The organism is Chryseobacterium sp. CH21 (assembly GCF_004119445.1).
GTDB lineage: Bacteria > Bacteroidota > Bacteroidia > Flavobacteriales > Weeksellaceae > Chryseobacterium.
In genome coordinates this window covers 36,013-47,496 of record NZ_QICI01000013.1, presented here as the reverse complement: position 1 = coordinate 47,496, position 11,484 = coordinate 36,013, and the positions used below count along the sequence as shown (strand labels likewise).

14 protein-coding genes, 1 tRNA gene and 1 riboswitch are annotated in these 11,484 nt (G+C 33.7%); of the genes, 10 read left to right on the top strand and 5 right to left on the bottom strand.

The window, feature by feature from the left end; all coding sequences use genetic code 11:
• The first annotated feature begins 9 nt into the window (after window positions 1–9).
• The 6 genes from BOQ62_RS01420 (at window position 10) to BOQ62_RS01395 (ending at window position 3,780) form a co-directional block, all read left to right on the top strand.
• Window positions 10–564, top strand: coding sequence for a hypothetical protein (locus BOQ62_RS01420; protein ID WP_228413550.1), 555 nt, complete (start codon window positions 10–12; stop codon window positions 562–564).
• A gap of 30 nt (window positions 565–594) precedes the next feature.
• Window positions 595–1,134, top strand: coding sequence for an SMI1/KNR4 family protein (locus BOQ62_RS01415; RefSeq protein ID WP_129036642.1), 540 nt, complete (start codon window positions 595–597; stop codon window positions 1,132–1,134).
• Between the two features lie 74 nt (window positions 1,135–1,208).
• Window positions 1,209–1,703 (top strand): hypothetical protein, encoded by a 495-nt coding sequence (locus BOQ62_RS01410; protein WP_129036641.1) that lies wholly within the window; start codon window positions 1,209–1,211, stop codon window positions 1,701–1,703.
• A 215-nt stretch (window positions 1,704–1,918) separates the two neighbouring features.
• Window positions 1,919–2,003 (top strand) — tRNA-Ser (locus tag BOQ62_RS01405).
• A 573-nt stretch (window positions 2,004–2,576) separates the two neighbouring features.
• Window positions 2,577–2,831, top strand: coding sequence for a hypothetical protein (locus tag BOQ62_RS01400; RefSeq protein WP_129036640.1), 255 nt, complete (start codon window positions 2,577–2,579; stop codon window positions 2,829–2,831).
• A 91-nt stretch (window positions 2,832–2,922) separates the two neighbouring features.
• Entirely contained in the window at window positions 2,923–3,780 is an 858-nt protein-coding gene (locus BOQ62_RS01395) for a GLPGLI family protein (RefSeq protein WP_228413548.1), read from the top strand.
• Between the two features lie 247 nt (window positions 3,781–4,027).
• Here BOQ62_RS01395 and BOQ62_RS22295 read toward each other — a convergent pair whose 3' ends face one another.
• The 4 genes from BOQ62_RS22295 to BOQ62_RS22285 all read right to left on the bottom strand — a co-directional run bounded on the left by BOQ62_RS22295 (window position 4,028) and on the right by BOQ62_RS22285 (window position 5,830).
• A complete protein-coding gene (locus tag BOQ62_RS22295) occupies window positions 4,028–4,186 on the bottom strand; it encodes a hypothetical protein (protein ID WP_164976652.1) in 159 nt (52 codons plus the stop codon).
• 126 nt (window positions 4,187–4,312) lie between these two features.
• Entirely contained in the window at window positions 4,313–4,717 is a 405-nt protein-coding gene (locus BOQ62_RS01390) for a hypothetical protein (protein ID WP_129036639.1), read from the bottom strand.
• A 795-nt stretch (window positions 4,718–5,512) separates the two neighbouring features.
• Window positions 5,513–5,659 carry a bacteriocin-like protein gene (locus BOQ62_RS22290; protein ID WP_164976651.1) on the bottom strand — a complete coding sequence of 49 codons (147 nt, stop codon included), beginning with the start codon at window positions 5,657–5,659 and terminating at the stop codon, window positions 5,513–5,515.
• 27 nt (window positions 5,660–5,686) lie between these two features.
• Window positions 5,687–5,830 (bottom strand): bacteriocin-like protein, encoded by a 144-nt coding sequence (locus BOQ62_RS22285; RefSeq protein WP_002980068.1) that lies wholly within the window; start codon window positions 5,828–5,830, stop codon window positions 5,687–5,689.
• A 286-nt stretch (window positions 5,831–6,116) separates the two neighbouring features.
• On the opposite strand from BOQ62_RS22285, the gene BOQ62_RS01385 reads away from it, so the two are divergent.
• The 3 genes from BOQ62_RS01385 (at window position 6,117) to BOQ62_RS01375 (ending at window position 7,999) form a co-directional block, all read left to right on the top strand.
• The gene (locus tag BOQ62_RS01385) at window positions 6,117–6,977 is read left to right on the top strand and encodes an alpha/beta fold hydrolase (protein WP_164976650.1); all 861 of its coding nucleotides are present in this window, start codon (window positions 6,117–6,119) and stop codon (window positions 6,975–6,977) included.
• 4 nt (window positions 6,978–6,981) lie between these two features.
• Window positions 6,982–7,353, top strand: coding sequence for a VOC family protein (locus tag BOQ62_RS01380; RefSeq protein ID WP_228413546.1), 372 nt, complete (start codon window positions 6,982–6,984; stop codon window positions 7,351–7,353).
• A gap of 103 nt (window positions 7,354–7,456) precedes the next feature.
• Window positions 7,457–7,999, top strand: a complete 543-nt coding sequence (locus tag BOQ62_RS01375) for a hypothetical protein (protein ID WP_129036638.1) — start codon at window positions 7,457–7,459, stop codon at window positions 7,997–7,999.
• A gap of 83 nt (window positions 8,000–8,082) precedes the next feature.
• Here BOQ62_RS01375 and BOQ62_RS01370 read toward each other — a convergent pair whose 3' ends face one another.
• Window positions 8,083–8,544, bottom strand: a complete 462-nt coding sequence (locus BOQ62_RS01370; protein WP_129036637.1) for an Lrp/AsnC family transcriptional regulator — start codon at window positions 8,542–8,544, stop codon at window positions 8,083–8,085.
• Between the two features lie 195 nt (window positions 8,545–8,739).
• Window positions 8,740–8,926: riboswitch (cobalamin riboswitch) on the top strand.
• A 174-nt stretch (window positions 8,927–9,100) separates the two neighbouring features.
• On the opposite strand from BOQ62_RS01370, the gene metE reads away from it, so the two are divergent.
• The gene (gene metE / locus BOQ62_RS01365; protein WP_129036636.1) at window positions 9,101–11,404 is read left to right on the top strand and encodes a 5-methyltetrahydropteroyltriglutamate--homocysteine S-methyltransferase; all 2,304 of its coding nucleotides are present in this window, start codon (window positions 9,101–9,103) and stop codon (window positions 11,402–11,404) included.
• Window positions 11,405–11,484: the final 80 nt, after the last annotated feature.

Here is an 11,484-nt window from a genome sequence, read left to right as displayed (position 1 = left end):
ATTGAATCGTTGAAAAAACAAATTTCCGGATGGAAAAAACTGAGTGAAGAGCAACTGTTTCAGGCTGTAAAAGAATTTGAAAAGACTCCGAGACTTGAAGTATCAGTATATTATAACGATCTTTTTAATGATACAAAATTTGCAGATATTCTTTTAGACATTTATAAAAGAAATGCTGATAATACCAAACTGGTAGTTTTACTCATTTCTGCAATAGGAAACATGCTTCAAAGATACAGTCTGTCGGAAACAAATGATATTTATGAGTTTATGCTTGAAAATGCTTACAAAAAGAATGTAGGACCTTATGTGGCAATATTTCTTCCAAGAATGGAACATTTCAAAAGTTACAATCAAAAATGGCAGTATTTTATGGAGGTAAAGGAAATGTCTCCCAAAAAAGTAGCAGAAAGTTCTTTTGAAGTAATCATGGATCTGTATGGTAATGAAATTCCTAAGGAAAATAAAGAAGAAGCAGCAAGCTATTTCAATAGAAAGGCTGAAGAATCAAACAATGAATATGGCAAGCAATATTATTTAGATTTAGTAGGGAAATTTAAATAACACAATCCAAGCGATACAAAAACGCAAACCATGGAATCTAATGAATTTAATTTAGAAATAATCGGGACACCTACAGAATTTGGGAATATTACAGAACTGGAAAGTTTCAGATTTTCAAACGGAAAAGGATTTCCAGAATCTTATAAAAGATTTGTGAAGCAGTATGGATATGGAGTAGCACTTGAAGAATTTCATATTTATCTGCCAATGGAAAACTATGGGGATTCCTTATTTGTAAGAACAGAAGGGATTAAAAATACGTACATAGATGACGTTAATAATGATGATATTTGGTTTAGTATTGCTCCGGATGGTTCTCCTGAGTTATTAAAAAGGTTATTTCCCTTCGCTTCAAGTGATAATGGCTTGTACCTTTTTTGGGATCCGGAATCAGGAACGGACAATGAGTTTGATATCTATTTAACAGATTTTAGAGGAATTGGGTTTAGAAAAATTGGGCACTCTTTGTATGAGGCTGTAGATAACTTAACAGGGAGTAACTTCAAAGAATTTTTACGATTTTCTAGTGAACCTCTGGCAAGAAATTTTAAATGTTTAAAAAGAATTTAACCTCAAAATAATATTTCCATTCATGTAGCCTTTTCCTTTATAAAATATTTAATCCAAATCCAATCCCAATATATATGAAGAAAATATTCTCTGAACTTAAAGGTTTTGTAGTATTTAGCCCGCAGCTTTTAGCAAAATATCTGGAAGAAAATCATCTTCAGGGTACTAATATTTTAAAATATTTCGTAGAAAACGAACATGGAGATGAAATTACACAATCAGGAATTGCTATTCCAATAATAGGTGTAGAAGAAGATTACTATGCATTTCGGGTTTCTGTGAATGATGAAAAGATTTTGAATGATGATGAGGTAGAAGTAGAGTCGAGAGGCTGGATATTTCAGACTGCGAACAATGAAGTGAAAATTGTTGGTATAGGTTATTTAAAAGATATTACCTCTATTAATGATGAAAATTGCATAACTTTTTCCTTAGAAAACGGTTGGTATTCCTTAAAAATACTAGGAGGAAATAAAAATGGCGAAAGATTATTTGAACTGAACATGCAGAAACAGGATATGCCCCCAGCCTTTAGCGGAGATGTCACTACAGAATATTACTACGGATAAAAATTTTGTAAAAAATAATACTGAAGTCAAAATATCCCCTGTTTAAGGGTAAGTAGCTGAAGTTGAGTTTTTAATATTTTTATTTTGAAAGCCTGAAAAAACTGAGTTTTCTTTAAAACTACGGAAATGTAAATTTTATTGAAAAAATATTTTGTCAGTAATAAAAAACTTTCTATATTTGCACCACTGAAAACAACGGTACTACCGGAGTTGAAGGAGAGTTGGCAGAGTGGTCGATTGCGGCAGTCTTGAAAACTGTTGACTGTAACAGGTCCGGGGGTTCGAATCCCTCACTCTCCGCAATAGTTAAACATAAACCTACTGATAATCAGTGGGTTTTGTTTTTCATTAAAATTTTCTTCCCCACATTTTCCCTACATTTCTTATATAACAAAGATAATGATTTCTTATCTCAGTACCTCATTTAGTAAATTTTCAGGTTCAAAACTGACTGCTGTATCTCTCGAAAAATCCCCAAACTGAAAATCTTTTATCTTTTTTCCGATAAACAGAGATAAGCCCGATTTCAAAAAGAGGGGGCATTACCAAAACTAAAACAAAGGGAGGGGCTTGTTGTTCATATAGGTAAATAAACCACATATAAAAAGCTGGTACAACTTTAAAAAAGGGGCTTCAAATTCTGGATAAAACCAAAGGTCTTCTTTGCTATTTGGTTTATCTAAATTGGCTCTTCTTAAAATCAATTCAAAAACTGGATTTATGTACAAATATTTCATAAAAATGTGAGGTAATACATAATGTTCAAGTTGGTATAAGTCGTTTAATGGAGGGTGTTTAACATAATAAAATATTTCTTTTTTTATTGACTTATATTCATATGTTTGATGTGTAATTTTAAAATTTATTACAATCATGAAAAAACTATTATTTATTGCTATGATTGGTATAGCAGGCTTTGCAAGTGCAAAAGGAAACGTGGAGAAATTAAATTCTAAAGCAAAAGAAGTTACGGTTGCTAAAAGCACTAAAAAAGCTAAGAAAAAACTTCAAATGCAATGTGGAACATTTCAGGCAAGCTGTACATCTGCTTATACTTGTCAGGATTGGAGTGCTGGTCAATGGATAGAGTGGGCAGAAAAAATTCAAGATAATTATTGTCAATTATAATTTCTGAGTCATAAGTTAATCATTTCTTTGAACTTAATAGGAAAGAAGTCTTGATTATTAATCAAAAAATCGTTCAAATAATAAATCTTGTTTGAACGATTTATTATTTTTACAAAAAACAGCAATGAATTTCACAAAGAAACAAACTTTAACAATTTTATTTTTATTTTTTTTCTCCTTTTTGTTTTCTCAAACAACTACTAGTGATTCATTAAGGGGAGAATTTACCTATTTACTTCAATACAAACCTAATACTCTAAATCGAGATAACGTTTACAAAGAACTTTTTACAATGCAAATAAGTGATAAACGTGCTTTTTTTATTAGTGAAAACAGGTTGAAATTTGACTCTCTTTTCATGGAGCAGTATAATAAAAATAGGAGTAATTTTAATATTGATATGAGAGGGTTGCCTTCATCAAAATTTAAATTTTTAATTATCCAAACAAATGATAATTCCGAATTTTACGAGTCAGTTGGAACTGCTCTTCTATCTTATAATACCCCTGTAATTCGTGACTGGAAGTTGATTGATGAAACCAAAGTAATTAATTCTATTCATTGTAAAAAAGCAGAGGTTCATTATAAAGGAAGAGATTGGATAGCTTGGTATTCAATGGAGATTCCTTTTCCTTATGGACCATACAAATTTAGTGGTCTTCCAGGCTTAATTGTTAAAATAACAGATAAGACAGGGGATTATGATTTTGAACTTGTAAAATCGGTATCAAGTGCTAAGTTGAAGGGAAAAATAATAACAATAAATAAAAGACACTATCAAAATGCTAAGTTAGTCACAAAAAAAGAATTAATTCAAGCAACAACAAATTACAGAGACAATATTAAATATGAATTAGAAAAAATGGGGACTGTATTTTCAGAGGGGCAAAACAGACAAAAAATAAGTGAAGCAGAGAAAAAAGGTTATAACCCTATTGAATTAGAGTAATGAGAATTTATTTTCTTAACACTTTTTTAACTATGAGACCTTTGTACATAAATTGAAAAGCTGCTAAAAAATTGGTTAAAACCTAATTTGCTTTTTATTTTTTATAATATACTGATAATCAGTGTTCTAATATATAAAATAATAGTTATTTGTGTGACCTATATATAGCTAAGCAAAATCCCCTCTGAAAATGGAGGGGATTACTATTTCCTAAAACCTAGATAAAGGTCTATGACTGTTGTTTGATTTATAAAGAATTTTTATCTGTAATGACAGCTTTATAATTAGGGAATGTACGGGCAAATCTCAACAACTCCTCAAAATACCTGTCATACCTCCTGTTCATTGAACCCATTACCTGAGAAGATGACGAGACATAGCTGAAGACTTCCCCTTTTTCAAACATTTGATAAATATAAAATACCTTCTAATAGTCTAAAGCTTCTTTAGCATATAACCATGGGGTAAGTCTTCAAAAAGGGAAGTCTGCCTTCAAGGGAAGATTTTGTGAGAGAAGATTAATTTTTAGAAATTATTTTAATTTTCCATAATCAAAAAGTATTAGACCAATTAATAATATACAAATGAGAATACATATAGGTATTACAATCAAAAGCATCGGTAACCCAAATGCAAGAGCGTCAACCTGGGTGATGGCCAAAAAGATGCTGAGTATACACGCCAATGATAATACCAGATAAGCAGCTGGAACCAAAATGTTTGCAGATTTATTTCTGAAAAAATAGAAAAGGCCAATGATCCCAGGTAATAATATGGGCAAATCAAAAATGATTGTAGATAATTCTGCCCAAGTTGCCTGGTTGGGGGAAAATGCCAAACTAATTTTACCATATATAGAATATGAAGCGAACGTAATGCTTAATAAGCTTGCAACAATGATAATTATTTTTTGGTGTTTTAGTATTAATTCTCTCATGTTTTTTTGTTGTAAAAACCAGTAAAAAAGATTTCGCAGGAAAAACTACTTTCTTTTTCACAATGGCTGTTTTAGTGTTATTTCTATTTTCAGAACTGGTAAAATATTCTCCATTCTACAAGTCCATTCATATCATGTTTCCAAATTGTAAACATCAGCCTATTCTTCTGATATTTAGATAAATCCTTTATATGTATCTAGAGTTAATAAGTGAAATAATGCCAATAGTTTTCAAATCTTCCGTATTTTATATACCTGTAGCATCATTTCGATTTCCCAAATAATAATGAACTTTCGAAAGAGATTACACATTGGCAGATCCAATTCATTTTTAAAATCATAATTATTGTTATTTTGTAAATGCATAGCTCTGCAAAGCTATTTCTTAAGCTATTCAAAAAAAATAACTTATGTTACAATTTTTGCATATTGCTCAAAAAAGGAAGGTTTACCAAAAGGGTAAGTCTTCAATATGACCTTATAACTCATTTCAATATTGTCAAATTTTCAGATGGTAATACAATTTATTTGGAAGATGAAAAAATAATTTCATTAATTAAAATAGGAGATTCTATAGTAAAGAATAAGGATGTTACTTACTTTACCGTTTATAAAAAAGATACTACTAAAGTAATCTATGATATGTACAACAAAAATTTAGAAGTTATAAAATGAGACATATCGGTATTCATTGGATGTGAAGAAAATGAAATAATAAACGCAAAAATAATTACAAATAACCCTGCAGTTCCATTGAACCGCAGAGTTTATTTTTTTGAAAAATACAGTCTTTTCTTAACTTAAAATCTCACATGGCGCTACACAATATATCCATGGGCATCTTTTGATTCCCGGAGGTGGGCAGCATGCTTCAGAGCAGCTTACTGCTCCGCCATTAATACTCTTCAATTGGTCTCTTGAAATTTTTTTAGAATTTTTCATAGTCAAGTTGTTGGGTTAAACATACAATTATGGCTGATTTCCGCCGCCACATCCATCATAAGGCATACATTGCCACTTTCCTCCGATTAAACACAATTGACCACCTCTGCAGTCAATTCCACCCTTAATTGTTTTCAATTCCTGTCTTTCGATTTTCTTTAAATTTTTCATAATAATTTTTAGGTTTAGTTCTACTCGAAATTAATAAATTTTTATCAACTGTTGTAGAATTATTGTGAAAATATTTATTTTTAAATAGTTAATTATGTGATTTTTTACATTTATTTTATTGATTAAGCAAAATGTGATTGTGGGCAGCTATGCTTTAAAAGTAAGGTTGGGGAGAAACCATCATAGGAGATTTTGTTTCAATAAAATCTTGTCCTGTGACAAGTCCTGTTTCATTGTAACCAGCTAATTTTGGTTAAAAGTTTAATCCACCAAATCTGATACTATTATGAAAACTTTATTCAAATTCTCTGCGCTACTGGTTTTAACCATTATTCTCACTGTATCTCAGGTATATGGACAAAAAGTAAAACCTTCTGAAAGTGGCTATGCGCCTGTGAATGGCATCAAAGTTTACTACGAAGTTTACGGTCAGGGAAAACCTATTGTGTTGCTGCATGGTGCTTTCATGACCATTGATATGAACTGGGGTGAATTGATACCGGAGCTGTCTAAAAACAGAAAAGTAATAGCTCTTGAATTACAGGGACATGGGCATTCCCCGTTTTCGGAACGAAAATTATCACATGCTACTTTGGCAAGGGATGTTACAAAAGTAATGGACTATCTGAAAATTGGTAAAGCAGATGTTGTGGGGTACAGTTTTGGTGGGGAAGTAGCTTATCAGCTGGCTATACAAAGTCCGGAAAGGCTTAATAATCTGGTGATTATTTCGTCAACTTATAAAACAAATGGCTGGCTGCCTGAAGTCAATAAAGCGTTTGAAGGAATGAAACCTGATCTCTTTACAAACAGCCCTCTGCATACAGCCTACAATGCCGTAGCACCGGATAAAACAAAATGGACAAAATTTCTGGAGCAGATGATTGTTTCTGCCGGAAAGCCTTTCGACCTTGGAGATAATAATATTTCTAAAATACCGGCACCTGTTTTAATCATTGCAGGTGATAATGATGGGCTGGATAAAACAGAACTTTCAAAGACCTATAAGTTATTGGGGGGTGATGTTTTTGCAGATATGGGGGGGATGCCAAAATCTCAATTGGCTATTGCTCCGGGGCAGACCCATGTGAGTCTGATGATGCAGACAGCTACAATTCTTAATTATCTTAATGGTTTTTTAAAATAACTTAATGATGGATATACAATTTGAAGCAGGAATTAATATCGCCATAAAAATTCCAAAAAGTAAATATGAAAAAACGGTTGCTTTTTATAGGGATATTTTAAAATTAGACGTTGAAGAAAAACCTATAAAAAACCCTACTGTTTCCAGAACACATGAAGTAAAATTCGGTCACAATATCATCTGGCTGGATTGTGTAGACAACTATACCCATTCGGAAACCTGGTTGCAGCTCACTGTTCCCGATGTAGAAAAAGCCACTCAATATTTACAGTCGAATGATGTAGAAACCTGTGATGAAATTGAAGAACTTCCTGAAAATATGCACTGGATTACTGATCCCTCGGGTACGGTGTTTAATTTGCAGCAAAAGGTATGAACTAATATTGAACCTGTCTGGCTATTTCTTAGAATTATATTGGGTGAATTACGTAATTTTAATACCTTTAGCCATCAAATCATTAAAATTTTAAAATATTCTCATGCAGACGAAACCTTTCACTTTTATTGCAACTGTTTTTTTACTTGTGTTAAGTGTAACAGTATTCTCACAGAAAACAGCCGCTTTAAATTCATTACTAGACAAAAATTCAGAATTTGTTTTCCCGCAGACTGCTGATAAAATCTCAAAAGCATTGAGCATAAAAACCGTTTTTTATGAAGATGCCAATGAAGAAAAATATGCAAAATGGCCAATGAAGACTGGTTTGGAGCTATACTGCAGCCTTGGAAAAGATAATACTGTTAATGAGATGTTTTTCACTACTTCAGACAATAAACCTATGGTGGTAGAAGGTCTTCCTTTTGGCCTTATCCTGAATAAAAGTACATTACAGGACAGTAAAAACAGATTCAGTAAATACCATGCAAAAACCCAAAAGCTGGGATCAGACAGTGAGTTTTCGGGAGGATCAAAGCTGGTTTTTAAAAAAGGAAAACATTATGCAACCTTGCTTTTTGACAATAAAAATCTGTTGAAATCATTAGGTTTAACAACAGAACTTATTGATCCGGCGGCCAACTAATCGCTGAAAAGCTTCAAAATACTATAAAATCCGTCATTATTTGACGGATTTTTATTCATAGAGTGGTTAACTTTAAGAAAAATCTATATCGTTAATCCATGGTTGTTTTTCACTTCAGCCATCACAAAAGTACTGTGGGTACTCCCGATAGAATCCACAGATCCCAGCTTATTGAATACAAAATCCTGATAATGCTTCATATCTCTTACCTGAACCTTCAGAAGAAAATCAAAATCTCCGGAAATATTATAGCATTCGGCAACCTCTTCAATTTCTAAAATCTCTTTTACAAAATCATACCCTACAGATCTGTCGTGAATTTTGAGCTTGATTTGGCAGAAAACGGTAAATCCACGGTTCAGCTTTTCAGCATCAAGAACTGCTGTATATCTTTTAACAAAACCTTCCTGTTCCAGTCTTTTTACCCGTTCAAAAACGGGAGAGGTGGAGAGGTTTATTTCTTTTGCCAGCTCTTTAACAGTCAGTTTGGCATTTTTCTGGAGCAGCCTGAGAAGCTGTAAGTCCTTATCATCGAGTTGTTCCACAGAATATTATTCTTTTAAATGATTATAATCTTCAAATGTAAAGAATTATATGCTTTTATTTTGGTTTTTAAAAGTTTAATTTGCTTAATTATTTCCTTTTAATTGTTCTTTTATTCTGTATTGCTAATTTTAAACAAAATTAAAAACTTTTACTGATGACAGTTGTTAAAGGTAAAAGTACAGTTCTTTATAGATACTTCATCAAACAGGAAAGGTTTTGCTTAAGGTAGATTAATAGGGAATCGTGTGAAAATCACGAGCTGTCGCGCAACTGTAAGTAACACACCAAAGGTCTCTGTCCTTGCATATCCACTGCCAAAAGCGGGAAGGATGACGGAAACCGCTACAAGTCAGGAGACCTGCCTTTACTGAATTGACAATGCTTTCGCGGTCTGAAGCTTTTGGGTCATACAGATGATAGATCAGATATGTATTTTCTATTGAAGGGAAATGCAGCGTCTGCTGTATCATTATTTCCCTGAAATTTCTTCCGCTTGAACATAACGAAGCATTTTAAAGGACTTTCCCAATAAGTTTAATTAAAAAGTTTTAAAAAATGCAAACTCACATCCTTGGCTATCCGCGTATTGGTAGCAAAAGAGAACTCAAAAAAGCCTGCGAGCAGTATTGGTCAGGTAATATCCTTTTGGAAGAACTTCTGAATACAGAAAGAAATATCTGTAATCAAAACTGGAATATCCAGAAAGAAGCCGGAATAGACCTTATCCCGTGTAATGATTTTTCCTATTATGATCAGGTATTGGATATGAGCCTTGTGGTAGGAGCAATCCCAACCCGCTATCATGAAGTTGTACTTAAAAAGAACAATTCTGAGCTGGATCTTTATTTTGCGATGGCAAGAGGGTATCAGAAAGATGGACTGGATATCACGGCGATGGAAATGACCAAATGGTTTGATACCAATTATCACTATATCGTACCGGAATTTTATAAAAATCAACAGTTTAAACTAAGTTCAGACAAAATTTTCAATGAATTTGCCGGAGCAAAACAAGCGGGAATCAATGCAAAACCAGTCATTATTGGATTGGTTTCCTATCTTCTTTTAGGAAAGGAAAAAGAAGAAGGATTTGATAAGTTAGATCTTGCCGGAAATCTTCTTCCAGTATACACAGAAATTTTAACTAAGCTTCAGGATCAGGGTGCTGAATGGATTCAGTTTGATGAACCTTTTCTGGCATTGGACTTAACCGAAAAAGCAAAAGAAGCTTATCTTTCTGTGTATGCTGAAATCAGAAAACGTTTCCCGAAACTGAAATTTATTATTGCCACTTATTTTGACGGATTAAAAGATAACGCATCACTTGCTGTTTCACTTCCGGTGAACACACTACATATTGATCTGGTAAGAAATCCTGAACAGCTGGACGATATTCTGAATGTTATTCCGGAAAGTTTAAGTCTGTCATTAGGGGTAATTGACGGCAGAAATATCTGGAAAAATGATTATGAAAAATCGCTGTCTTTCATCAGAAAAGCAGTTGAAAAATTAGGATCTGAAAGAATTTTCATTGCACCATCATGTTCATTGCTTCATTCACCGTGTGATCTGGATTTTGAAACCAGTCTTAATCCTGAAATCAAAAATTGGCTGGCTTTTGCCAAACAAAAAGTAGCGGAAGTGGTAATCCTTAAAGAACTGGCAGCAGGAACAGAAAATGAACAGGTTCTTGAAGCATTCGAAGAAAATAAAAAAGCAATTGAAAGCAGAAGAACCTCTTCTCTTATCCATAATAATCAGGTGAAGCAAAGAGCCAATGCTGTTACTGAAAAAGATGCTCAGAGAATAAATACCTTCAAGATCCGAAAAGAAGAACAGCAGGAAGTATTGCAGCTTCCTTTATTCCCAACTACCACCATCGGATCATTCCCACAAACCACAGAAGTAAGAAGCTGGAGAGCCAAATTCAAAAAAGGAGAGCTTACCGCAGAACAATATGATACCTTATTGAAAGAGGAAACTCAGAGAACAATCCGCTGGCAGGAAGATATCGGAATTGATGTATTGGTTCACTGGGAATTTGAACGTAATGACATGGTAGAATACTTCGGAGAACAGCTTGAAGGATTTGTATTCACTAAAAACGGATGGGTACAGAGTTATGGAAGCCGTTGTGTTAAGCCTCCTGTGATCTTTGGTGATGTTTCCCGCCCGACTCCGATGACGGTTTACTGGTCTCAATATGCACAATCCCAGACTGAAAAATGGGTAAAAGGAATGCTGACAGGTCCGGTTACGATTTTGCAATGGTCTTTTGTAAGGGATGACCAGCCTCGTTCAGAAACGTGTAAACAGATTGCATTGGCAATCCGTGATGAAGTAGTGGATCTGGAAAAAGCAGGAATCAGAATTATTCAGATTGACGAACCTGCTATCAGAGAGGGACTTCCTTTAAGAAAAACAGACTGGCAGAATTATCTGAAATGGGCTGTAGAAGCCTTTAGAATTTCAGCAAGCGGAGTAGAAGATGCTACTCAAATTCATACGCATATGTGTTATTCGGAATTCAATGATATTATTGAAAATATCGCCGATATGGATGCAGACGTGATTACCATAGAATGCTCACGTTCTCAGATGGAATTGCTGAATGCTTTTGCAGATTTCAAATATCCAAATGAAATTGGTCCCGGAGTATATGACATTCACTCACCAAGAGTTCCGTCAAAAGAAGAAATGATTGAACTGTTGAGAAAAGCTCAGAATGTAATTCCTGCAAGCCAGCTTTGGGTAAATCCGGACTGCGGACTGAAAACAAGACACTGGGATGAAACCGAAAAAGCTTTAATAGCAATGGTAGCCGCAGCTAAAGAAGTTTCGGTAGAATATGCACTTTAGAAAACTTTAGAAATAATTAGATACAATCACAGAATCGTGCCATGACTTTCATGGCACGATTTATTGTAATAATCCCTGAA